Genomic DNA, 24,553 nt, shown 5'->3' with positions numbered 1-24,553 from the left:
ACGCACTCGCCATTCCACTTGATGATTGATTTCTCCCAGCTCGATCGCGTGATTCATGAGAAGAGCCGCCTCTCCATCATGACCCTGCTCGCGAGCCGCAGCCCGTGGAGTTTTCAGGAACTGAAGACGGAACTTTCCATGAGTGATGGAAATCTCATCACCCACCTCCGCACCCTGACCAAGGAAGGATATGTGCGTGAGCTGAAGACCACGGCAGGCGACAGCGGCCGGCCCATGACGCAGTACGAAATCACCGGAGCGGGGAACAGCGCCTTCCGGGCCTACGTGAAGGTGCTGGAAGCCATTGTGCAGCAAAGTCGCCCCAAGTAGTCCCCCCTCTTTTATTTTGCCCATTAACTTTGTCGCACAAAGTTCACCTTGGACATTCACCACCCAAATCCCACTCCATCCCATCTGCCATGACCATCCAACTCGCCAAACATCACGGTATGTGCTTCGGCGTCCGCGACGCCCTGCGCGCCACCCACACGGCTGCCAGAAGTGGTCCCGTGACCATCCTCGGCCAGCTCGTACACAATCCTCTGGTCGACTCCCATCTACGCACTTTGGGCGTGGAGATCGGAACCCTGAGCGATACGCCCTCTGCTCCCACACCTGGCGTGGTGATCACTGCCCATGGCGCTTCTGACAATCAACGCGCCGCCTGGGTCGGGGCAGGCTATCGCGTCACCGACACTACATGTCCGCTGGTGCGCAAAGCACATGATGCTCTCGGTGCCTTGGTACGTGAGGGGTACTTCCCGGTGGTCATTGGACAAGCATCTCACGTGGAGGTGCGTGGACTGACCGGTGATTTCCCCGAGGCCATCGTGCTGCTGGTGGAAGAGGAGACCGCGGAGGTGCCCTTCCGTCCGAAGTTCGGAGTCATCAGTCAGACGACCCAGCCGATCACCCATGTACTCCAAGTGGTGGATGCGCTGAAGCGTCGCCATCCCGGTGCGGAGGTACGCTTTGTCGATACCGTTTGCAATCCCACGAAGCAGCGCCAGTCCGCGCTGGTCGAGCTCTGTGCGGATTGCGACACAGTCGTTGTCATTGGCGGAAGGAACAGCAACAACACCCGCCAGCTTGTGGAGTCGGCCAGACGCTTGGGCTGCATTGCGCATCAAGTCGAGCGGGCGGAGGATCTGGATCCGGCATGGTTTGAGAAGGCCCAGCACGTGGGTGTGACCGCGGGTACCAGCACGCTCGATGAAACCGTGCGCGCGGTGATGGATCGCCTGCAGGTGATTGCTGCCGAACAGAACAGCGGCAGTGGCAGTCAACTGGCCGGACTGCTGAAGCTCGCCCTTGGGCAGGGAACCGCGACCCCACTCTCATAACCCCAACCCGCAACCGCATTTCCTCTTTCCATGAATACCTATCTTTGGACCCAGCATTTCCATGCCAATCAGCACCGCTTCACCGAGCCGGATCTGCCGGCGGGAGACTGTGCTTTGCCGATGGCCATCGCACTGCCGCTGCGGGAGTCACTCGCGGTGTTTCAGCTCGGCGAGAGTGGGGGAGGGACGCGGCTCATGAAGTATGTGAGGCTGGTGGTGAGTGCGGACCGTCTTGCAGGATATGAGGAGGCCGTGGGACTGTTCATCGCAGAGGAGCAATACCACGCCCGACTACTGGCGAAGTCAGTGCACTATCTTGGCGGGACCTGCCTTGAGAAGCAGTGGAGCAATTCCGTCTTCCGCTGGCTGCGCAATCATTTCGGTGTGGAATTCAACATCCAGATTCTGCTCACCGCAGAACTGATTGCGGAGGTGTACTTCGGCATTCTCTACCGGAAATGCAACGACCCCGCCTTGCGCCGCGTCTGCCACAAGCTCCTGTCCGATGAAATGCGGCATATTGCATTTCACACTGAGTTCCTCCGGGAGCGGCTGGGTGCCATGCCCGCATGGAGGCGCTGGCTCTGGAGAGGGCAGTTCCGAGTCATCCAGCGTGTCACCGCAGTGGCGGTGGCGTGGGACCATCGCCGGTGCTTTGCAGCTCTCGGCGTGAGGCCTTGGGAGGTGGCGGGCATGGCTTTCAAAACGGGTGAGCGGTTCCTCAGGCGTCTGGGAGGAATCCAACGGCTTTGGGGCGTGAGACCCGTGCAGGCCGCGCTGGCTCCCTGAGCAAGGGGAATCGGGGGCGTGGAAAATGGTGCAACCAGCGCTGGCTTGCTAAGTTTCAATCCGGTCTGGACGTTCCAGAACTGCCCCCGCTTCTCCTCATGAAACGACTCCTCTACCCGCTCATGTTGTGCGCGCCTGTGTGTCTCCTGTCCCAGACGCCGGCTCCTGCTCCCGCTCCCTCAACCCCGCCGACGCTCACCTCTGAGCAGACTGCAAATATCATGAAGCAGCTCGAGCAGCTCGAGGCGCAGATCACGAAAGGGCGCGGCGACCTGTTCGGTATGGCACTATCCAAGTGCCGTGCCGGTGCCGCGAGCGAAGCGGCGGCGCTGTCCCTGTATCTGGACTGCTACAAGGTGGAACACTTCGACAAGCGCAACCTGAAGACCACTGACTTCCAGGCGTGGAAGGACGGCAACGAAGGCCGTCTCAAGGACGAGGAATTCACGAAGGGACTGGTCCTGCAGCTCGAATACCTCGTGCTCAGCATCCAGGCCCAGGACGCGGACGAGCCCAAGGAAATGGCTCCGCTGGTTGCCGCCTTGCAGGCCTACCTTCCGCGTGCCGTCGCCGCGGTGCAGGACTCCATGAAACACACGGCATCCGGTGCGGTGGAGGAGAAGGACAAGGGCGGACGCAATGGTGGTGGCAGGGGACCTGGTGGCGGCGGCCGAGGCCCCGGTGGTGGTGGCCAGCTGGCAGGGATCCTGCGTGAATCTGTGAAGGCCACGGAATTCGCGAGAGCATTGCAACTCGACGAATACATGCGCAACAACGAATGGGAGTACTCCCCCCTGGGTATCGATGGCATCTATGAGCGGGTCATTCTTCCCTACTATCTCGAAACCAAACGCGAAGACGTGGGAACCCAATGGGATGCCCGCATCAATGCCGAGCTCGCCCTCCGAAAGAGCGGTTTGAGCGAGGCGCAGTATGCCGAGTTCTACAAGGAAAGGCTCCCTGTGCTGCAGTGGAACAAGGCCAGCTACATGCTGCAGAACAAGGTCAATCCGATCATGGCTCTCGCTGACATGCTGAAGATTGTGCGGGAAAATCCCGCCCATGCGAATGCCGCGCAGTGGCTGAAGGACCTCCGCAGATCAGTGAATGAATCCCAGGCTCCCGTGGTTTCGCCAGGCGCGGATCCTGCGGTGACCACACCCGCTCCCGCTCCCGCGAGCACCTGATAGACATTGGCACTATATTAGAGACTGTGAAACGGGAGGGCGCGCAGCCTTCCCGTTTTCGTTTAGCGGAGGGACTGCACCGCATTCTTCACCACCCAGTCGTGCTCTTCCAGAGCCGCGCGGGTGACTTCCTCATCCTTGCCCGTGAGTTCGCGCACGAGGCGCACGGCGCGGTCACGTAGCTTCACATTGCTGGGGTTCATGTCCACCATCAGGTTGCTAAGCACCTTGCCGGTATGCACCATCGCCAGTGTGGTGAGGGTGTTGAGTACCACCTTGGTGGCTGTGCCCGACTTCATGCGCGTGCTGCCGGTGAGTGGCTCCGGTCCCACGTCGATGAGGATGAGTTTGTCCGGCGCCCATTCGGGAGAGACGTCGAGATGTGGGTTGAAAGCCAGCAGCGCCGTGGTCGCACCTGCGATCTTTGCTTCGCGCAGGGCGCCCCACACATACGGCGTGCGGCCACTCGCGGCGATGCCCACGAGCACATCGCCTTTCTTGATTCCACGATGACGTGCGGCACTGGCGCCGCCTTCGGTATTATCCTCAGCGCCTTCCACCGCACTCCATAGCGCGCGCTGACCTCCGGCAATGATGCCCTGCACCTGCTCCGGCGGTGCACGGAAGGTGGGGGGGCACTCACTGGCATCCAGCACGCCGAGACGTCCGCTGGTGCCTGCGCCGACATAAAAGAGACGTCCACCACTCTGGAACGCGGCCACGGTCTTTTCGATGAGCCAGTGGATCTTGTCCTTCTCTTGCAGCACGGCATGCACAGCGACTTCGTTCTCTTCCACCAGCAGTTCGATGGCCTCATCGAGCGGCATGGTGTCGAGTTGCATCGTCTTGGGATTGCGCAGCTCGGTGGGGGACTTGGCCAGGGATTCTAGCGGAACCGGAGTGGCATCTGCTGGCCCCTTTGCTCCGCCTGCTGTAGGCAGAGATGCGGATGCACCTTGATGCGCTGGAAGCAGGCTCTTTGCCAGGGTGATGGCACCCCAAATGCTCTCCCGTTTCAACTTCTCCACGCGACAGTCATTCCACCGAGCGTGCAGACGCTTGCTCACGGAGTTCGCAAACACCGCCTGCTTCAGCAGTGTGCCTCCCGCGAGAATGAATTGCACGCGGGCGCCTTCGTTGACGAGATGGGTCGCGCAATTGGCCGCCATGTCCGCCAGACGGTCTGCCGCTTCGCGCAAGACATTGCGAGCCAGGGTGTCGCCTTTCTCCGCCTCCTGAAATACCGTGACGGCAAGTTGTGCGATATCCCCCTTGGGAGCTTCCTGTGTCCAGGGAATGAGATCATCGGGATTATTCAACTGAAGCGCGCGCAGAATGGCCTGGCCCAGTGCAGGGAATTGAGCCTTGAGATCCTGCTGGTACACAATCGCGCGCAACGCTTGCAGGGCGATATCGATGGCGCTGCCGCGATCTCCCAAGATGTGTCCGCGCCCGCCAAATTTCACGGTGCGTCCTTCGGTGTTGCGCCCGTACGCGCAGGAGCCGGTACCGCTCAGGAGCAGCACGCGTGCCTCCGCCTTGTCCGGCCACTGGCCTGCAGCCTCCAATGCTGTCTCCAGATCGTTGGTGGCATGAAACGGAATGCCCGGCCACTCGTGCATGGCGAGATCCAGCACACGTTTCTCATCCGCTTCATTGCGCAGACCTGCCATGCCCGCAGCCACGGCAGAAGGCTCCCCGGTACGGCGCTTGATCTCGCGGAAGACCTTTGCGATTTCCACATTCGTCAGCAGGCGTACGTTGGCGGGGCCGAGATCGAAGCGCTGCAAGACAGTGTCTGCGTCATCGACCAGCAGCACCGTGGTGTGCGTGGCGCCGGTTTCTATTCCGAGGAACGTGCGTGAATGCTCAGGCGGTGACTTCGACATGTGGGTGATACCATGGAACTGACAGGAAAGCGGTGTCAGCGTTCGCTATTTTCAGAAGGGCTTCCGGAATCAGGGGTTCTTGATAGGTTCGCCGCTGGGTTTGAAATTGTCCGGCTGATCATTGGTCAACAATCCGCGCACATCGCCCGCGTCATGATATTGCCACACGCGAATCCGGCCAAAGCTGGCGCGGGATTCCTGCCACGGAGCAGGACCTGCCCAGTCTGGTAGCCAGATCCCCAGACTGAGTTGGGCGGCGATGGCAGGTACATCCGCCGTGTTCTCCCCAATGAGTTTCCCATCGATCCAATGGGTGGCGCTCACGCCATGATATACCGCGTAGCGATCTTTTCCCAATCGCTTCACGGGATTGCCCCAGTATCTGTCGAAAGGGAAGTTCAATTCGCGGATCCACCAGTACCCCTTGTGCTCGATGACCTGAACGTCCTGTAATCCTTCGAGTTCCCTCAGTGCCGTGCGCCACTCGGTGGTATAGACGTGATACTTCCCATCTGCCACCTGTACTGGCAGCGTCTTGCTGTGGATGCGCGAGTGATTGAAGGTGTTGTACAGCGCATGGTCGAAGTCGCCCTTCTTCCCCAGTTCGGGGAAGTCGATTTCCGAAGTGTAGAAGGCGTTGCCCTTGCCCCACTTCTGGAGGTAGGGGTGGTAGAGCGGCGCTTCCTTCACGAAGCCACCCGCGAGAGATTCCATCACGCGGACATTCCATCCCGCGTAGATCCAGATAGCGGGTATGGCTCCGTTGGGTCTTGTGGGATCTTCTGGACCTCCGGGAAGTTTTTCAGTGCCACCCACCCGCATCTCCACCTCGAAGCGGCCGGAGGCAAAGAATGCCTTGCTGGCAATGATGCCGCCCACGCGATCCGGCTTGTTCCACAGTCCTCGCACCGGGCCTGTGTATTGGTCGCCATGAGCGTGGCAGACCAGCACGTGCCGCTTGGAACCATCCGCTGCTGCTTCCTCTTCAATACGCACGTTCTCCGGGACATTGCCATGGTTGCCTCCATCCCAGTTCCGTCGCATCAGATACCAGCGGGATGGATCGATCAAGCCGGTGGACCAGGTCTCTTCCAATTCCAGCTTCGCATTCTCCGGGGGCGGGGGTATTTCCGCTGGCGCGATGACTGGGAGCAACGCCAGCAATGCGCAGAGCAGGGGGCGACCGACGGTCATGGGTGTCAGATAACAGATCCCACAATCATTGTCACCGCGCCATGCACAGTTTTCTCTGAGCGGTTTCGGAGCGTGGGGTCCTGCTGGATCGTGGGTCAATCCCTGCCAATATATCAAGGAGTCGTCTGCCCCCTTGAAACTTCGAACCCTTTCATCACAGGAATCTGCTGCGGTGCCCGTCCATGCAGACATCACCCGCAATGGTCGGGGCACCAAAGAAATGATTCTGGAGGCTTCCTCCTGCCCGGCCTTGGGAGCCCACCGCATTTCGCGCGTGGGCATCGAGTGGGCTACACCCGGATTTCAGCGCGTAAGACTGCGACCGTCCGGCAGTTTCATCATGGCAGTGTGTGAGGGCAGCGGGCGAATCTTGCTGGATGGCACCTGGCAGACCATCCGTGCTGGCACTGTGTGCATGGCGCCACCGCGCATCCTGAATGCCTTTGAAGCGAGCCGGGAGGGCAAGTGGGTGATTGCCTGGGTGCGCTACGATGAGCCTCCACCCGTGCATCCGCTCGTGGGGTCCGCTTCACCACAAAAGATGAAGTTCGACGGCGAGGTGTTGCGTCGGGCCATTGAAGGATTGATTTCTGAATGGGAAACGGCGCGAGACTCGCGGGTGGTCTATCACTGGGTGGAAATTGTGCACAGCCTGGCTCGGCGCATCGCCCAGCCGGCGAAGGTGGATGAAAAGCTGGTGGCCCTGTGGGAGGATGTGGCGGCGCATCTCTCGGATGACTGGCAACTGGGCAGCCTGGCGGCGCGTTTCCATTCCAGTCGCGAGCACTTGCGCCGTGCCTGCCTGAAGCACTTCGGCCGCAGCCCCATGCAGCAGCTCACCTACATGCGCATGCAGCAGGCTCGCCATCTGCTGGAGGAGACAAATGACAAGCTGGAGTCCATCGCTGCCGCTGTGGGTTATGAGAGCGGCCTGGTGCTGGCGCGCGCCTTCCGCCGCTGGGTGGGTTGCACGCCGACGGAGTACCGCAGGGGATAGTCCTCTCTCTTTTTTCAGGGCTGCTTCTCCAGGGGAGGCGGCACTGCACGGAAACTGATGGAAAAACGATTCCATCCATTGATGGCCACGACCGCCAGCGTGAGGTTGGTCAGCTCAGTTTCGGAGAACTCCTGGCTGACCTGGGCGTAGACATCATCCGGCACATGGTTTTCGGAGATGAGTGTGAGCGATTCGGTCCAGGCCAGTGCGGCGCGCTCGCGTGGAGAGAAGAAACTGGGCACCTCACGCCAGACGGAGAGCAGATGGAGACGACGCTCGTCCTCGCCCTTCTTCCGTGCATCGCTGGAGTGCATGTCCACGCAGAAGGCGCAGCCGTTGATTTGGGAGGCGCGCAGCTTCACAAGCTCCAGCAGCGAAGGCTCCAGGCCTGCCTTCCGCACGGAGGTTTCAAGGGCAATCATGGCATTGTAAGCGGCAGGGCTGGCGTCGCGGTAGCTGAGGCGTGGAACGGCAGATGTTGCAGAGTCTGAGGACATGGTGGGGAAGGGCTAAGGGTGATCCAACTCGTGAGGGGCATGGCTGCTTAAAGTGCAGTACGTTGCATTTTCGTCTCCAGCCGGTGGAGATTTGTCCTTTAGAAACGGAGGGCTTTTCCGTAGTCTAGCCTGCTCCATGCGGTGTCATTGAACTCGACGACCGCCTTTTCGCACGTTCTCCACCTACTTCGTTTCTTCTCATGCCTATCATTGCTGTACTGGGAACCCTTGATACCAAGGGCGCTGAGCACGCCTTCATCGCGGAAGCCATCCGTGCCCGCGGGCACGAGGCCTTGCTTATTCATGTGGGCTGCTTGGAGGAGCCCTCCATCACGCCGGACGTCCCTGTCGAAGAAGTGGCCGCTGCGAGCGGCGAGGACTGGAAGGGTATCTTTGCGAAGAAGGACCGCGGCGAATCGGTCGCCCTCATGGCCCGAGCCTCGGCCGCCTATGTGGCCCGGCTCGCGGAACAGGAGAAGATTCACGGCATCATCTCGCTTGGGGGCGGGGGAGGCACGGCCATTGCGACTGCAGCGATGCGCGCCCTTCCCGTGGGTTTTCCCAAGCTCATGGTCACTACGCTCGCGAGCGGAAACACAGCTCCGTATGTGGGTACGAAGGACATCGTGATGATGCCTGCGATTGTGGACGTGTCAGGTATCAACCGCATTTCACGCACCATTTTCGAGAACGCGGCCGGAGCCATCTGCGGCATGGTGGAGGAGGCAGCGGCACGGCTTGCGCGTCCGGCAGAGGACCGGCCGCTGATTGTGGCCAGCATGTTCGGCAACACGACAGCCTGCGTGGACAAAGCAAAGACGCTGCTGGAACAATCTGGCTATGAAGTGCTGGTCTTCCACGCCACCGGCACGGGGGGGCGCACTCTGGAGAGCCTTGTGGAGAGCGGCATGGTGGCGGGCGTGCTGGACATCACCACCACGGAATGGGCGGATGAGCTTGCAGGAGGCATTCTCAGCGCAGGGCCCACACGATTGGAGGCCGCGGGCAGGGCGGACGTGTCTGCCGTCGTCACTCCCGGGTGCTTGGATATGGTGAACTTTGGCGAACCTCATACCGTGCCCGCGAAGTACGCAGGTCGCACCTTTTACCACCACAATCCGCAGGTGACCCTCATGCGCACGAATGCTGACGAGTGCGCAGAGCTTGGCCGCATTCTCGCTGAGAAAGTGAATGCCTACACCGCGCCCGTCTCCGTGCTGCTGCCAAAGAAGGCCATCAGCATCATCAGCGCGGAAGGAAAGCCGTTTTATGATCCTGCTGCAGATGAAGCCCTCTTCTCCTCCATCAAGAAGCACCTGCGCGCCGGCATTCCATTGATGGAGTTCGAACTGGAAATCAATGACCCTGCCTTCGCCGCTGCCTGTGCCACTGCATTGCTGGAAAATATTGCCGCTCACCACGCTCCCTGAAATGAAAACAAAATCACTCACCCGCCGGCTGCTCACCATGCTGGTGGCGACCGCTGCTGCCTTTCAGACACTGCCTGCCCAACCTGCCGGACCAGTGTCTCTGTTCGACGGCAAGTCCCTGGACCAGTTTGAGGGCGATACGAAAATCTGGCGTGTGGAGGATGGCCTCATCACGGGAGGTTCACTCACGGAGCAGATCACGAAGAACCACTTCCTCGCCACGAAGAAGTCGTATCACAACTTCGTGCTGAAGCTGAAGATCAAGATCGCGGGCACGGGTTTTGTGAACAGCGGTGTCCAGATTCGATCTGTACGTGTACCGAACAACACCGAGATGAGTGGCTATCAGGTGGATGCTGGCGCCGGATGGTGGGGTAAACTTTATGACGAATCCCGGCGCAACAAGGTCATCGGCGAAGCAAAGGATCTTGCTGCGGTGAACGCCTCCATCAAGGCGAACGATTGGAACGAATATCAAATCCGCGCTGAAGGGCCACGCATCCAGTCGTGGGTGAATGGCGTCGCGGCGCTCGACTACACTGAGCAGGATACGAATATCGCGCAAGATGGTCATATCGCCGTGCAGGTGCATTCTGGTGGCAAGCTCATCGTGCAGGTGAAGGACATCACCATCGAAGAGCTGCCTCCCACGCCGAATGCTCCCACATGGGACAAGGTGGGACGACCGGGTGAAAAGAAGCAGGCTGCCGCTGGTGCAAGCGCCATGAAGATGGGCAATGCTCCCGGATCCGCCGCTCTCACGCCGGAGCAGGAGCGAGCCAGCTTCAAAGTGCCGGATGGCTTCACCGTGGAGCTCGTAGCGGCGGAGACCGAGGACATTGGCAAATTCATCGCTGTGGCATGGGATCACGCAGGGCGCATGTGGACCATGACCGCACTGGACTATCCCGTGGATGCCAATGAGAACAAAGCTGAAGCCGAATCGCTCTATGCAAAAGGCGGACGGGACAAGATCCTTGTGTACGATCAACCCTACGGCCCTGGTCCGCACCAACCGCGTGTGTTTGCCGATGGGCTGGCCATTCCGTTGGGCATCCTCCCGGCAAAGGATGGCTGTTATGCACAGTACGGTCACGACATCCGTCTCTACAAGGACACCAATGGCGACGGCAAGGCGGACAAGCACGAGGCGGTGCTCACCGGATTCGGCATTGATGACTCACACCTCTTCCCGCATCAGTTCACCCAAGGGCCGGGGAACTGGATCTACCTCGCACAGGGCGCCTTTAATCACGGCGATGTGAAGCGCCCGGACGGCAATCCGCTTGCCACGGGCAGCATGTTCTCCATCAGACCCCAGCCGAGTGCTCCGTTCCATTTCTGCAAGCTGGCGCGCATGCGTCCGGATGGCAGTGATTTCCAGCTGCTCTCCAGTGGTCCGAATAACATCTGGGGGCTCGTGCTGGATCGCGCTGGTGGCTGGTTCATCCAGGAAGCGAATGACATGGGCTATCCTGTGGTACCCTTCATGCCCGGAACGCATGTCCCGGGAGTGGGAAATGAGAAGCTCAAGCCGTATGCACCCGTACGTCCACCATCCCTCACACCTCCACAGATGGGGGGCACCGGATTGTCCGGCCTCGCGTTGAAGGAAGAGCCCGGCTGGCCCGAGGTTTTCACGGGGAAAGGTGACAAGCGCCTCTTCTACATCGCCAATCCCATCACCAGCCGTGTGCAGGTCGTGCAGGCGACGCATGATGAGAATGGATACACCTTCGAAAAGAAGGAGGACTTCCTGACCTCCACGGATCCGTGGTTCCGTCCCATTGCCATCGCCTTCGGCCCCGATGGCTGCCTCTACGTCACGGATTGGTACAACCGCATCATCAGCCACAACGAAGTTCCGCGCGCGCACCCGGATCGCGACAAAACCCGTGGCCGTATCTGGCGCATCCGCCACAAGGACCAGCCCAAACCTGAAGTGCCGGACATGACCAAGGTGGCCACGGAAGATCTGCTTCTCTACCTTGAAAGCACCAGTCAGTGGGCCCAGCGCACGGCCTCGGAACAGTTGATCCAGCGCGGGGCAAAGGACCTTGCAGACACGCTGCTGACGCTCAGTACCGATGAAAACAAGGATGCCGCCACCCATGTGCATGCCCTCTGGGTATGTGAAGGCCTTGGCATCTATGACGAGGCGACGATGGCAAAGCTGCTGGCTTCGAAAGACCGCAATGAGCGCCGCGAGACCGCACGTGCGCTGGCTTCTTTCAATCTGAGCGCGGAGGCACTGGCAAAACTCTTCGCCCCTCTGCGGGATGAGAAAGACACTGACGTTCGCAGTGCCATCATCCAGACACTGGCCACCGTGAAGGCATCGAGCCCGGTGTTGGTGGAGACACTGGTGCATTTCTTTGCCCCTTCTCTCCCTGCGGGCAGTGACAAGATGCAGGCTTATGAGCGGGAGTTTGAGCGGTACTTGGTGCGTGCGGCGTTGGAGAATCACGGCCCAGCTCTGGTTGCCTTCCTGAGGAGCAAAGCCGCGCGCGCGCTTCCCGTGGAAAACCGTATTTCTGCGTGCCTTGCTCTCCCGAAAAGTGAGCCTCCCTTCGCGTTCATCGAGGCGCTCCGGGACGCCAATCGCCCTCCGGGTGACGAAGAGGTGGTCACGCTCCTGAGCTCTCCGATGCCTCTGAAAACGGGTGATGTGAGCAGTGGGCGCTACCTCCAAACCATTCCAAGCGCATGGCTGAATGAAGTCGCGGGCTTCATCAATCGTCCTGAGAACTGTCTTCCGGTCCTGGAGGCAGTGGTGCGCCAGCGCGACCGCCTGGAGCGTGACTACACCACGGCCATGCTGAACAACATGGATCTGGAAGCGGTTCTGCGCGGCAGTTCCAAGAACGCGCCCAATCCGCTCGCGGTGCCTCTGGCTGCGGCGTTTCCTGTTCGCGGGGTGGAAACGGTCGTTGCCGAAATCGCACTGGCTGCAAGCACGCCGCAAGAGGTGCGACTGCTTGCCATCGATACACTGCCCAAGCTTTCCGAAAAAGAAGCGTCGCGTCTTGAGCCCCTTGCTACGGGCGAAAGTACACCGCCGGGAGTTCGCGCTGCCGCCATCGCTGCGCTCGCCTCCATGAAGCCGGACCTCACCTCCGCGCAATTCGGCAATCTCTGGCCCAAGCTGAATCCTCTGGAGCGCAGCACCCTCGCAGCCAAGCTCGCCTCTTCCAAGACCAGCGGGAAGGTTCTCCTGGGCGCCATTTCCGCGGGCACACTGAAGGACGCCGATCTCGATGCGTCCATGCTGGAGCGCTTGCATTCCCTCTACCCAGAAGATCCAGCCATGAAGTCCCTGTGGGATCGCGTGGCGAAGAAGTTCGTCCGTGTACTGAAGATGACAGGCAACAAGGATGGCTATGTGGACAGCAATCTCACCCTGCAAGGTCCCTTCACCGTGGAGTCCTGGGTGCGATTGGATGATGGCATCGACAATGGGGATGGACTGCTCGGCAATGGGAAGACCCTGGGTCCGAACTTCTATGGGAAGAAATTCCGCGTGTATGTAGGAGGCGATCTCCACGATGTCGCCGTGGCCACCAAGGACATGGTGCCCGGAGCATGGACACACGTCGCTTTCACCCGCGATGACAAGGGCGTCTTCCGCATCTACCTGAACGGTGAACTGGATGCCACCGGCAGCAAGACCACCATGGCCAGCTTCGAAGGCTGTGACATCGGGCGCAGTCCGGTGGGGAACAAAGGCACGGCGGGTGAATTTGCCGAGTACCGTGTCTGGAATGTCTGCCGCACGCCGGAGGAGATCCGTTCGAATTTCGACCGCACCTTCGCCGGTGAGCAGAAGCCGGAGCATCTCACGGTGTATCACTCCCCGATGTCCGACTGGCAGGGCATCACGAAGCAGGCATCCGTCGCCCCACTGCTGAATGGCCCGCACCTGCTCAGCGCCACCGAGGCCAAGGCCCAAGCGGAGAAGCTCGCCAAATACAAAGTCCTCGCTGCAAAGCCGGGTGATGCCAAGGCTGGGCAGGCCGTTTTCACCAGCATCTGCCTGAGCTGTCATACGGTGGCAGGGAAGGGGGCGAATCTGGCGCCTGCCTTGGACGGCTCCGCGCATCGAGATCTCGATGGCCTGCTGCGCGCGCTCCTCACGCCCAATGCTGCCGTGGAGGGTGGCTATCGCGCGTTCCGCGTGGAGACCAAGGATGGCCGGCTCGTGGAAGGCTTCCTCGCTTCACGTGATAAGGACGGTCTCACCCTGCGCATGATGGGAGGTCTGGAACAGCGCGTGAATCAAGCCGACGTCGCAAAGGCGGACTTCACCGAGCGCTCACTCATGATTGAGGGACTCGTGGATGCGCTCAACGAGCAACAGGTGGCGGATCTCTTCAGCTACATTCGCACGTTGAAGTGATTTCTGGTGCTTCGGTCACGGCACAATCCGGTAGGGCTGGCCCGCTTCATACTGCTTCAACCGCTTCTCCATCCGGGTCTTGCGCCCCGGAGGCAGGTCCTTGACCGTATCCATGGCCTGCTTCGCGTACTTCACCGCATTCGCGAAGTCACCAACCTCTGCATAGGCGGCGGCGAGCACGTCCACGCTTTCGCTGCTCCACTTCTGTGTCTCGCAGAGCTGGAGTGCCAGTTCCACCGCCTTCCTGCCATCCCGGGCTGCGGCATCGGGAGCACTCGATAGCAAACGTAACCGCCACAACTGACTCTCCGTATCACTGGGATTCAGCTCGGCGACCCGTCCGAAGGCGGTGATCGCAGCCGCCCATTCACCCATGTTGGCATGGATGATGGCGCGGCCTTTTTGGAAGTTGGCGTTTCTGGGTTGCAGGCGCAGGGCTTCATCGAGACTTGCGATGGCCTTTTCCATCTCTCCCCGCGTGTTGTAGAAGCTGGCGAGTCCGGCATGGGCGACTGCATCCCGTGGATCCAGTTGAATGGCTTTGTTGAAATCTGCGAGAGCTTTGTCCCATTGTTCCTTCTTCAGATACACGGAACCACGTCCACTGTAGGACTCGGCAGAGTTCGGGGCGAGTTGCATCGCCATGTCTCGATCCTGCATGGCAGCATCGATGTCTCCTTTGCCTTCGTAGAGGCCGCCGCGTACATGGTAGTTTTCCGCGCTCTTGGGTTGCAGCCGGATGGCTTCATTCAGATCCTGCAGCGCTTTGTCCCAATCCTTGTTCCTTTCATGAGTCATACCGCGATTGCGGAGGTAGGTCAGGTTGGTGGGTTCCAGCCGCACAGCTTCGTTCATGTCAGCGAGTTCCTTGTCTGTTTGTCGCATCTCACGGTAGGTGAGGGCCCGGAAGTTGTGGAGGCTTGCATTGGGGCCGATGAGACGCAGGCCCTCGGTGGAAACTTCCAGAGCACCCTTCAAGTCGCCCTTGCGCCGCAGGACCTCGGATTTCCCATTGATGGCGGCGACATCCTTGGGGTCGCACTTCAGAGCTTTTTTGTAGTCCTCCAGAGCTTCGTCCAGTTTGCCCAGGTTTTTGTAGACATTGCCCCGGTTGTTCCAGAGGGCGCCGTACGCTGGTTCAAGGTCGAGACCATCGCTGTAGTCACGCAATGCCTCCTCGGGACGGCCCAGCTTTTCCAAAGCCATGGCACGCGCTCCGAGCGCCTCCACATTTGAAGGGTCAGCCTTGAGCGCGGCGGTGCTGTCAGCGATGCAGTCCGTCCATTCTCCCAACTTGGTATCCACCAGGGCTCGATTGCCAAGCACGATGGACTTCAGGCGAGGGGGCAACTTCTCCTTAAGAGCCTCATCATAGGCCGCAATGGCCTCCGCATACTTTTCCTCCATGTGCGCCTTGTATCCCTTCATGATGTGTTTCAGCGCGGTGGCGCTGGTCACGCCTCCCAAAGCATTCACTCCAACAGTGTTGGGGCTTATCTCCATGGCTTTTTCGAAATCCGCTACCATCTGGTTCAGCGAACCGCGCACCATGTGGGTGCAGGCCCTTGCAACATAAGCTTTGGCCTCACGAGGATCGAGACGGACGCTCTCATCAGCGTCCTTCAGGGCCTGCTTCAGGTCGCCTTTTTGCCGGTATGCCTCGGACCGGTGCCTGTAGGCTATTCCAGCCTTTGGGTCGAGGGCAATGGCTGCGTCGAGATCGGCGATGGCTTTATCGGGTTGCTCGAGACCGCTGTACGCGGCGCCCCTTCCGGCCAGTGCATCAAAGGACTTTGGATTCACCTCCAAGGCCAGGCTGAGGTCCCTCGCAGCGTTGTTGTAGTCTTCCTTTGCGAGATAGGCCAGTCCGCGGTTGCCTCGAACTGTCGCCTGCAGTTCCTTGGTGAGCCCGATGGACAGCGCTGCCGTATAGCTGGCAACAGCTTCGTCGTACGCATTTTTCTTCAGCGCTTCGTTACCCTTCGTGATGATTTCGATGGCGTCATCACTGTAAGCCATGGAGCACCACGACAGAGAAGCGATCAGGACAAGCGGGAGGCAGCGCATGAACGCATGCTCTCAAATCGCCGGATGGCGGGCAAGAGCAAACGCGCCGGGGAATCGTGCTACAGTTTTTCTGTAGGGCTTCCTAAATCAGCTCAGAATTCTTCTGTCTCTTCCTCCAGTTCCTCTTCTTCATCCAGATCACGCAATTCCTCATCGGCTTCATTGACACCTTTGCCCACGAGCAGTTCGGCGGCGCTGGTTTCATCCTCAAGGGGAACTTTGCTCGCGCGATGCCCCGGCTCACCCATGGGCTCATCCCATCGACCGGACTGGCTTTCGGGATCCACAATGGTTTCCATTTCGGGAATCACGTCAGACGCGTTGCCGCTGGGCAGGACATCCTGCTGGCTGAGATCTTCCACCACGCTCTCCACAGACAGGGGGACGGGGGTGTCTTCTGACGGGCGTTTTGTTTTCATATCACCACCCGAATCGCTGCTCCTCAGCAGGTCGCGTGTTTGCCGGCATGAGGGCTACAGGGCATCCGCCGCCGTTTCCGCCAGGTGGTCGACACCATCCGTGGGAGGTGGAGATCTGCGCTCCTTGCTGGTGCGGAAGTCCTTGAGGAACAAGCGCTGCTCCAGTTCGCGAACTGCCGCAGGATGGGAGTAGGCGATATTGACCTCGTCATTCACGCGCAGGCTCAAGCGGTCATAGTTGGCGGAGCCAATGAAGGCCCAGTCATCAAACAGGCCCGCCTTCACATGCGTCATGCGTGGGTACACGAAGATGCGGATGCCATGCGCGAACATCACCGCAGCGGTGGCCTCGTTATTTTTGCTCAGCACCTTCGCATTGGCATCGATCGGCAGCACAATGCGCACATCCACACCGCGGCGGCGGGCTTCGATGAGCTTCCTTACAATGGTGTCATCGGTGAAGTAGGGGTTCTCAATCCACACACGCTGTCTGGCATTGTCGATGGCCAGGTGGATGGCTTCTTGGATTTCATAGTCAAAAGGCTTGGTGCGAAAAACGCGGATGTCGTAGGTGCCTTCCACAGACGGGGGTGCTGACACTCGTGAGCGGTGGTCATTCCTTCTGAAGGGCCAGAGGTGCTGCCAGTCTCCCACAGGGGAAGCCCGCTTCCAGGAGTGGTCGACCTCCGCCTGCAGCAACTCAACAACCGGGCCCTGTACTTCCGCCATCAGGTCATGCCATTCGGAAAGGTATTCCCTTCCGATGTTCATGCCGCCGATGTGGGCCAGCGAAGCACTGAATGTGATGATCTTCGTGTGCGTGGAAGTCAGGGCTACATTGTGCAGCTTGCGCACGCGGATGCTGGAATCCTTCTTCAAGTATCGGGCGATGTCCTCTGGTGGCTCGAATTCCGCAGGAGGAGGTGTTTCGGGGGCGGTATACCCGGCTTGCAGACTGCCGAGGTCATCGTAGAGCACGCGCACCGGCGCATGCTGGGATGTCTGCTTAAGAGCATCTGCCATCTGCACGGCAAAATCATCGCGGTCGAAAATGTACAACTGCACATCCACCGGATCACGCGCCTCACGGAAAAGCTGGCCAAGCCGCGAGAAGTATTCCGGTCCATCAATCAAAAGGCTCACTTTGCCCGTGGCGCGCTGAGGTTTGATCTGGCGATCGAGGAGTGTTTCGAAAACGGCCACATCCATGCCAACGTGCGTTCCGGCAGGAGGGAGGTGTTCGCGGTGGTTACCCTTTGCGAGCCCCCCCATCCCGGGATTCAGCCAGGAACCTACGAGGGTGGTACCCTGCTGTGCGGCCCGTATGCTACCAGAGACTGGATAGCGGACGATGCTGGTCCCGAGTCCCTTCACCCCTGCTACGTGGATCGTTTGCATCGTTCTCTTCACGCCGCCTGACCCCGTGAAGGCCTTGGGGGAATTGCATCCTGTGCCCGAGCACAGGCAGACCATGACAACACCCTTGAGCAGGTAGGTGAGGGTACCAATCTCTTTCATAGGCCTGAATGCCTGACCAGCCGCAAAGCCCACAGCCGGTCAGGAGGGGCAGTAATCAAAGCGGAAGCAAAGGACTGCAACGCTCAGTAGTTGATATTGCCAGCGAGGCCGCCAATCGGCGTGTTGATTCCTGCTCCGGTGCGGCTGCTGCTCACTCCGGCTCGTGCGGAGCAGTTGGAGAGTAGCAGCGAGCAGGCTGCCAGAGCGACCAAGGTAAGGGTGAGGGGGATTGTTTTCATAGAACCCTGAATCGACCCTCTAGGTTGGGCTGTGCGTAGCTCGGTCGCAATTTTGGGCAAGGAAATGGCGGGGGGCGCCTTTCGGCTTGCCATTGTGAGTCTGGGTGATTACTGTTCTTGTGAACAGTAATCATGTCTGCTCCCGCCCCCAACATTCTGGACATTCGCGAGCATTTGCAAGCCCGCTTCCCGGAGGCTCAGGCCATCCGGCAGATGGGTAGTGCTGTGCTTACGGGCATCCCTTGTGTGGATGCTGCGGGAATCACTCCGGGGCAGATTACGGAGTTCGTATCTTCTTGTGGCAGTGCGGGTTCCGGACTTGTCCTTGCCGCACTCATTGAGGCGGAGGAAGAGACCTTGCGCGAGCAGGTGGCGTTGGTGGATGGGGCAGATGCCTTTGACCCCCGCGCTCTCTCGCCGCAAGCCCTTGGGCGGCTCCTCTGGTTACGCTGCCGACAGGTGCAGAAGGCGGTGCGTGCCACGGACCTGCTGCTGCGGGATGGGAATATCCCCCGCGTACTACTGGACCTCCAGCTCTGTCCAGAGCGGGAGGTCAGGCAGATTCCTTCCCAAGCCTGGCATCGACTGCGGCTGCTCGCGGAGCGGGGTGGGGCAGCCTTGTGTGTCTTCACTCCATTTCAGGCCGTCCCTTGCGCCCGATCCCGGCTGCTGTTGGATCGGCAGTTGCCGCTGGACACACTGGATGAGGAACGGTCCACCCTGCTCACCTCGTTGAATGGGAAAGTCATCCGTCGCGGTGCCGCCCTTGAGCCGCTGCCCATGCCAACCGGTATGCTTCGCCCCAGAGCGATACCGCCTCAATTGCCGGTGGCCCTGGCGGTCTAGTCGCCAGGACTCATCCTGCATGCATGCCTCCTGCTCATGTCCGTTTCCCACACCTCCATCTACGCCGCTCTGTGGCTGCCGCGCTTCCAGTTGCAGGCAGCGTTGCGCGCGTGGCCGGACACACCACGCGTACCGCTCGCGGTACTGGATAGTGATTTGACCCAGTCCCCAGCCGAGGCTGAAAAAAAGGGGCACGTGCTCCATGCCAATCCCCAGGCGGAGCGTGCGGGCATCACTGCTGGTATGACTCCCTCCCAGGCACTCGCGCGCTGCCATGGATTGATCCTGCGACATCGACATCCGGAGGAGGAAATGCGCGCCCATGCGGACCTGTTACGCTGTGCCTCCCACTGGACACCACACTACGAATCCACTGCGCCAGGCCTCTGCGTCATGGAAGTTTCCCGGGTGCGGAACATGCGGGGCCGTCTGGAAGCCAGCGGTGCGAACATGCGGCAGTGGCTGGTACAATGTGGGCTGCAGGCACAGGTGGGTTTCGCAGGGAATCTCGACATGGCCTGTCTCGCTGCACGCGCTGCCAAGGACGTCCTTGTTTTGCAGGAGCACGAGGGATGCGAGCGCACTCTGCTGCACCAGCTGCCTCTCGCGGTGCTGCAACCCTCTGCCAATGTCACAGAAGTGCTTCAGCTCTGGGGCATACGCACCCTGGCGGAGCTCATCAAGCTGCCGCGCGCAGACATCACCGCACGCCTGGGCATGGAGGGCGCAACGCTGTGGGACATGGCTGCAGGTGGACGCGAGAGGTTGCTGCGTCTTGTACGACCTGAGGTGGCCTATCGCGAAGTCATGGAGCTGGAGCATCCCGTGGAATCTCTGGAGCCGTTGCTCTTCCTGCTGCGGCGCATGCTGGACTCCATCTGCGGCCGGCTGGCAGAGGTGTGGCTTGTCGCTTCCGAAGAGAGACTCACGTTGAGGTTCGAAAATGACGAGGTGCACGAGCGCAGTATCCAGCTCGCGGAACCCTCGCGTCATGCCGGGCTTCTTCTGCGTGTGCTGCACACACATCTGGATGGACTTACCACCGCGTCGCCCATCCGCGTGGTCATCCTGGAGCTCACCGCCTCCGCGCCGGATGCACGGCAGAGCCAGCTCTTCCAGCGAGGCTTGCGCAATCCCAACCGCTTCGCGGAAACTCTTGCGCAGCTCGAAGCCCTACTCGGCGCGGGGAATGTAGGGCGCCCTGTCCTGCTGCCCAGCCGACGGCCTGGTGCCTTTGCCTTGAAAAATCAAGTGGAGGCACTGGCGGTAACATCAGGGGTGCTATCCAAAGATGATACACCATCGCCCGAGGAGGGCATCGCCCATGGTCTGCCTCTGCGCTGGCGGCGTCCGCCGTGCCAGATCCGCGTGCAGATGCATGAGGGGCGCCCGGCCGCGATGAACATTCCGGAAGGCTGGCTCGAGATTGTGCAGGCGAATCCGTGCAGCCTTCTCTCCGGTGACTGGTGGGATTGTCACGCCTGGCAGCGCGAGATTTGGGAGGTGGCCGCGAGTGATGGTGCGCTCTACCAGATCGCGCGTGAGAAGCAGGGCTGGATGCTGGACGGCATGTTCGGTTGAAAAGGAGAGGGGACACGCGTCATGCCTTTCGTGGAACTTCATGCCCGCAGTGCCTTCAGCTTCCTTCGCGGAAGCTCGCATCCCGAGGCTCTGGTAGCACGCGCTCAGGAACTCGGCATGGACAGCATCGCGGTCACCGATCGCGATGGCCTGTACGGCACCGCGCGAGTGCATCACAAAGCGGAAGAGTTGGGCATCAAAGGCATCGTGGGTGCGGAGATCACTCTGGAGGATGAAAGCGTGCTGCCCTTGCTGGTCAGTTCCCGTGATGGCTATCAGAACCTCTGCCGCATGCTCACGCGCGCCAAGCTGCGTGCCCCCAAGGGCCAGAGTCGAGTGACTTGGGCCGAACTGGAGGAGCATTCCGCGGACCTCATCGCGCTCACCGGCGAGGCGGAGGGGCCGCTCGTACGTGCGATCGAGAGCAGTGATCGTCATGCACCTCTGGAGGTGCTCAAGCGTCTACAGCACATCTTCGGTGGTGAGGGTCGTCTTGCCATCGAAGTGCAGCGTCATCGCCTGCGCAAGGACCAGCGGCGCATCAAGGCCTTGCAGGAGTTGGCGGGCCTCAGCGGACTCCCTCTCGTGGCGACCAATGGCGTGCTGTATGCCCACATGGAGGGTCGGCTGTTGCATGACGCCTTCACCGCCTTGCGTCACCACACCACGCTCGATGATGCCGGTCTAAGGCTGGCAGCGAATTCCCAGCGCTACCTGAAGAGCGAAAAGGAAATGCGTGAGCTCTTCGCGGACATGCCGGAGGCGGTGGATGCTGCAGCACACATCGCGGAGAAGGCGCTGTCAGGCTTCACCTTGCAGGATCTCGGGTACAAGTTCCCTGAGTATCCTGTGGAGGATGGACATTCTCAGGAGTCTTTCTTGAAGGAGAGGGCCTATGAGGGTGCCCGTGAGCGCCTCGGCTCTCTTTCTCAAAAAACACCCAACGGCGTCACCATCCGCCAGCAGATCGAGGATGAGCTCAGCCTCATCAGCGAGCTGGGGTTCAGTGGTTATTTCCTCGTGGTGTGGGGCATCGTGAGGTTTTGTAGAGAGAACAACATCACCGTGCAGGGGCGCGGCAGTGCGGCGAACAGCGTAGTCTGCTTTTCCCTCGGCATCACCAATGCCAACCCCACGGAGCACAAACTCCTCTTCTCGCGTTTCCTGAGCCGGCGGCAGAAGAGCTGGCCGGACATCGACCTGGATCTGCCCAGCGGAGATCGCCGCGAGAGCGTCATCCAGGAAATGTACCGGCAATTCGCACCACACGGCGCGGCCATGACGGCGAATGTCATCACCTATCGCGGACGCAGCGCTATGCGTGAGATGGGCAAAGTCATCGGCCTTTCTGAGGATGTCATCTCACGTTACTCGGACTATTTCGCCAATGGCGACTTCCATCACACCATGGGTGTGCGCGAGCAGATTCGGAACGCAGGCCTCCCTGAGAGTCATCCACGCCTTCCTGCGCTCCTGCGTTTGTATCACGCCGCCTACGGCCTGCCTCGCCACCTGGGCCAGCACAGCGGAGGCATGGTGCTATGTACAAATGGTCTGGATACCATCGTGCCGCTTGAGCCCGCCAGCATGCCGGGGCGTGTAGTGGTGCAGTGGGACAAGGATGACTGTGAAGACCTCGGTCTTGTGAAGGTGGATCTGCTGGGGCTCGGCATGATGGCCGTATTGGAGGACACCATGAACATGTGCCGGGAGCGAGGCGTGGAGCGAGCGATGGAACTTCATCGCGTGCCTCAAGGTGATCCGGCAACCTATGCGATGATCCAGAAGGCGGACACGGTTGGCGTGTTCCAGATCGAGAGCCGCGCTCAGATGGCCACGCTGCCACGTTTGAAGCCGAAGAACTTTTATGACCTCGTCATCGAAGTCGCCATCATCCGGCCCGGACCCATTGTAGGAAAGATGGTGCACCCGTATCTACAGCGGCGCGCAGGGAGAGAGAAAGTGGACTGCATCCATGAGAAGTTGGAGCCTGTCCTGCTGCGCACACTGGGAGTGCCGCTCTTCCAGGAACAAGTGCTGGAGATGTCGATGAAGATTGCGGGCTTCGATGGTGCTCAGGCAGAGGAACTGCGTCGTGCGCTGAGCTTTCACCGCTCTGAAGAGCGCATGGCAAAGGTCATGAAGAAGCTGTATGCTGGCATGGAAGAGCGAGAGGTGGAGCAGTCTGTGCAGGAGCGTGTGGCCGCCTCCATCCGCTCCTTCGCGCTGTACGGATTTCCAGAGTCCCACGCCATCAGCTTCGCCCTGCTTGCGTATGCCAGTGCGTGGTTCCGCGTGCATCGACTGCCGGAAATGACCGCGGCGCTCCTCAACAACCAGCCGATGGGCTTTTACTCGTCCTCTACACTGGTGCGCGATGCCAAGCTCCACGGACTGCGTGTGCTGCCAGCGTGCGTGACGCACTCTGAAGTTGTGTGCACGGTCATTGATGACAGCGCCATCCGGCTTGGGCTGAATCAGCTTCGCGGCGTGAGCAGAGGGGCCGCAGAGAAGATCGTTACGGAACGTCAACGCAAGCCTTGGGAGAGCATCGAGGACTTCCTGCTGCGCTGTCACCTCTCGCGTGATGAGCGTCGGGTGCTGGCCAAGTCTGGTGCGCTGAACACACTCACCCCACATCGACGTTCTGCCTTGTGGGAAGTGGAGCGGGAGAGGGAGCACGACCTCTTTTCGTACAGTGCGAAGCTTCGTGAAGAAGCCGCAGGCTATGCCAATACCCATACCAGTGACTCACCGCTGCTCCTCATGAATCCCGTGGAGCGGTTGGAGGCAGACTACAGCGCCACTGGATTGACCGTGGGCCCGCACCCCATGGCGATGCTTCGTCAGAAGGTGCCGGAGGTGATGCTGGCGAAGGAACTTCCTCACGGCACGCACGGCCAGCGTGTCATCATTGGAGGCATGGTTATCTGCCGTCAGAGACCTGGCACTGCGAAGGGGCATGTCTTTGTGAGCCTCGAAGATGAAACCGGTATCGCCAATGCCTTCGTCCCTTCGCCGCTCTTTGAGGCGCGTCGCTTGGTGATTACCCAGGAGCCTTACCTGCGCATCATCGGGAGGCTGCAGATCGTCGATGACGTCACTTCTGTATACGCCTTGCAAGTAGAGCCACTGGTATTCCCTACCACTGCAGGGCCGAAGTCACATGACTTCCATTAAGAAAGTAGTCCGCCGAGCCTCGGCGGTCAGTGGGTGTGTACTGCGCCCTCGGTATGGCGGCACTTAAGCAGCCTCGTTCGCGCAAGTCGAAAACATGGCCCGTACTCGATTACGCATCGCCCTGACCGCCGAAGGCTCGGTGGGCTACTTTCCTACCCATGTGTACGTGCGTTGCTGTTGTTCCATCGTTCTCTCGCCACACCTTCAGCACGCAGGCGACGCAGGCGGCCCCACCGCTGGGCGAGACCCAGATGCTGCTCAAACAACTCCGGGTTCCCAATAAGATTGGAGAACTCCAGGCAACTGGGGTGCCGCCTGTTCCCACGGATCTCATGATTCAACCAGGCAATGACAAGGCAGAGATCCGTCATCGTGAAGGCAAAGGGTGATCTCCAGGCAAGCCACTGCCACCAGGAGGTATGCACTTCATCCGTGAAGGGGATCTTCGACTCCGTTCGCTCGCAATACTCTGCGTGCAGATACGCATGACCGACGCTCGAGGCGTTCATAAGGGGCCGTTGGTTTAAGTGGCCACTGATAGATTCGTTTCTCCACCCACACTTGGACGATGCGAAGTCATGTCCTCACACGAGACGCGGCACAGGGGAGGATGGGGAAAGTGTTGTCGATCAGGTGTCTAGGCGGCTTCCGTGGAAAGGTCTGTCAAACGTTTGTTCTCGAAAACTAAAGAGGCTCCGTTTTCGAAAATGTTTAAAAAAGTGTGATGAGGAAGTTGACGAAAAGGGGATGCCGAGTAGTATCTACATCCCGACAGAAAACGACGGGCTGCCAAACGAAGAACAGACTGCAAAGTAAGTTCTTCAGACTGAAGCAGAAACGGATCTTTACACAGACTACGGTTGGAGGATTTGCGAGAGCGAATTTGCCACCAAAAACAGAGGTTAAACAATGCACTGCATGGTTGCACATAGCAGTGGACAAAAAGTTAAGTAATAAAGTCAGTGTCTCTTTTTAAAATGA

Annotated in this window: 18 protein-coding genes; 10 read left to right on the top strand and 8 right to left on the bottom strand. The window is 59.9% G+C overall.

The features are described 5' to 3' along the window. Nucleotides 1-21 precede the first annotated feature (21 nt). The 4 genes from DES53_RS10210 to DES53_RS33455 all read left to right on the top strand — a co-directional run bounded on the left by DES53_RS10210 (nt 22) and on the right by DES53_RS33455 (nt 3,319). Nucleotides 22-330, top strand: a complete 309-nt coding sequence (locus DES53_RS10210; RefSeq protein WP_113958168.1) for a transcriptional regulator — start codon at nt 22-24, stop codon at nt 328-330. Between the two features lie 89 nt (nt 331-419). Continuing rightward, nucleotides 420-1,343 (top strand): 4-hydroxy-3-methylbut-2-enyl diphosphate reductase, encoded by a 924-nt coding sequence (gene ispH, locus DES53_RS10205; RefSeq protein WP_113958167.1) that lies wholly within the window; start codon nt 420-422, stop codon nt 1,341-1,343. A gap of 30 nt (nt 1,344-1,373) precedes the next feature. Beyond that, on the top strand, nt 1,374-2,132 hold the full coding sequence (locus tag DES53_RS10200; protein ID WP_113958166.1) for a ferritin-like domain-containing protein: 759 nt from the start codon (nt 1,374-1,376) through the stop codon (nt 2,130-2,132). A 98-nt stretch (nt 2,133-2,230) separates the two neighbouring features. After that, entirely contained in the window at nt 2,231-3,319 is a 1,089-nt protein-coding gene (locus tag DES53_RS33455; RefSeq protein ID WP_211325530.1) for a hypothetical protein, read from the top strand. A gap of 62 nt (nt 3,320-3,381) precedes the next feature. Here the strand turns inward: DES53_RS33455 and DES53_RS10190 are convergent, their stop codons facing one another. After that, nucleotides 3,382-5,208 carry an N-acetylmuramic acid 6-phosphate etherase gene (locus tag DES53_RS10190; protein ID WP_113958165.1) on the bottom strand — a complete coding sequence of 609 codons (1,827 nt, stop codon included), beginning with the start codon at nt 5,206-5,208 and terminating at the stop codon, nt 3,382-3,384. A 69-nt stretch (nt 5,209-5,277) separates the two neighbouring features. Next, the gene (locus tag DES53_RS10185; RefSeq protein ID WP_113958164.1) at nt 5,278-6,402 is read right to left on the bottom strand and encodes a LamG domain-containing protein; all 1,125 of its coding nucleotides are present in this window, start codon (nt 6,400-6,402) and stop codon (nt 5,278-5,280) included. A 133-nt stretch (nt 6,403-6,535) separates the two neighbouring features. Here DES53_RS10185 and DES53_RS10180 point away from each other — a divergent pair, with 133 nt between their 5' ends. Beyond that, nucleotides 6,536-7,399 (top strand): helix-turn-helix transcriptional regulator, encoded by an 864-nt coding sequence (locus DES53_RS10180; protein ID WP_245958132.1) that lies wholly within the window; start codon nt 6,536-6,538, stop codon nt 7,397-7,399. A gap of 14 nt (nt 7,400-7,413) precedes the next feature. Here the strand turns inward: DES53_RS10180 and DES53_RS10175 are convergent, their stop codons facing one another. Beyond that, nucleotides 7,414-7,896, bottom strand: coding sequence for a carboxymuconolactone decarboxylase family protein (locus DES53_RS10175; RefSeq protein ID WP_113958163.1), 483 nt, complete (start codon nt 7,894-7,896; stop codon nt 7,414-7,416). A gap of 200 nt (nt 7,897-8,096) precedes the next feature. Between DES53_RS10175 and DES53_RS10170 the strand changes: the two genes are divergently transcribed. Together DES53_RS10170 and DES53_RS10165 are read left to right on the top strand one after the other, a co-directional pair. After that, the gene (locus tag DES53_RS10170; protein WP_113958162.1) at nt 8,097-9,326 is read left to right on the top strand and encodes a Tm-1-like ATP-binding domain-containing protein; all 1,230 of its coding nucleotides are present in this window, start codon (nt 8,097-8,099) and stop codon (nt 9,324-9,326) included. 1 nt (nt 9,327) lies between these two features. After that, entirely contained in the window at nt 9,328-13,722 is a 4,395-nt protein-coding gene (locus DES53_RS10165; RefSeq protein WP_113958161.1) for a PVC-type heme-binding CxxCH protein, read from the top strand. 15 nt (nt 13,723-13,737) lie between these two features. Here the strand turns inward: DES53_RS10165 and DES53_RS10160 are convergent, their stop codons facing one another. The 4 genes from DES53_RS10160 to DES53_RS32910 all read right to left on the bottom strand — a co-directional run bounded on the left by DES53_RS10160 (nt 13,738) and on the right by DES53_RS32910 (nt 17,965). Next, nucleotides 13,738-15,741, bottom strand: coding sequence for a tetratricopeptide repeat protein (locus DES53_RS10160; protein WP_170156999.1), 2,004 nt, complete (start codon nt 15,739-15,741; stop codon nt 13,738-13,740). 140 nt (nt 15,742-15,881) lie between these two features. Further along, nucleotides 15,882-16,208, bottom strand: coding sequence for a hypothetical protein (locus tag DES53_RS10155; RefSeq protein ID WP_113958159.1), 327 nt, complete (start codon nt 16,206-16,208; stop codon nt 15,882-15,884). A 54-nt stretch (nt 16,209-16,262) separates the two neighbouring features. After that, nucleotides 16,263-17,726, bottom strand: coding sequence for a phospholipase D-like domain-containing protein (locus DES53_RS10150; RefSeq protein ID WP_113958158.1), 1,464 nt, complete (start codon nt 17,724-17,726; stop codon nt 16,263-16,265). An 83-nt stretch (nt 17,727-17,809) separates the two neighbouring features. Then, nucleotides 17,810-17,965: a hypothetical protein gene (locus DES53_RS32910; protein ID WP_170156998.1), complete on the bottom strand. Its 156-nt coding sequence runs from the start codon at nt 17,963-17,965 to the stop codon at nt 17,810-17,812. Nucleotides 17,966-18,097: 132 nt separating this feature from the next. Between DES53_RS32910 and DES53_RS10145 the strand changes: the two genes are divergently transcribed. The 3 genes from DES53_RS10145 to DES53_RS10135 are packed head-to-tail and all read left to right on the top strand — an operon-like array spanning nt 18,098 to nt 23,572. Continuing rightward, nucleotides 18,098-18,811, top strand: a complete 714-nt coding sequence (locus DES53_RS10145; protein ID WP_113958157.1) for a hypothetical protein — start codon at nt 18,098-18,100, stop codon at nt 18,809-18,811. Nucleotides 18,812-18,847: 36 nt separating this feature from the next. Further along, nucleotides 18,848-20,392 carry a DNA polymerase Y family protein gene (locus DES53_RS10140; protein WP_113958156.1) on the top strand — a complete coding sequence of 515 codons (1,545 nt, stop codon included), beginning with the start codon at nt 18,848-18,850 and terminating at the stop codon, nt 20,390-20,392. Between the two features lie 21 nt (nt 20,393-20,413). Further along, nucleotides 20,414-23,572, top strand: coding sequence for a DNA polymerase III subunit alpha (locus DES53_RS10135; RefSeq protein WP_113958155.1), 3,159 nt, complete (start codon nt 20,414-20,416; stop codon nt 23,570-23,572). 152 nt (nt 23,573-23,724) lie between these two features. On the opposite strand, the gene DES53_RS10130 is transcribed toward DES53_RS10135, so the two are convergent. Next, nucleotides 23,725-24,081 carry a hypothetical protein gene (locus DES53_RS10130; protein ID WP_113958154.1) on the bottom strand — a complete coding sequence of 119 codons (357 nt, stop codon included), beginning with the start codon at nt 24,079-24,081 and terminating at the stop codon, nt 23,725-23,727. Nucleotides 24,082-24,553: the final 472 nt, after the last annotated feature.

It is taken from the genome of Roseimicrobium gellanilyticum (assembly GCF_003315205.1).
Taxonomy (GTDB): domain Bacteria; phylum Verrucomicrobiota; class Verrucomicrobiia; order Verrucomicrobiales; family Verrucomicrobiaceae; genus Roseimicrobium; species Roseimicrobium gellanilyticum.
The sequence above is the reverse complement of the archived record's forward strand: the minus strand, read 5'-3'. Positions and strand labels throughout refer to the sequence as shown.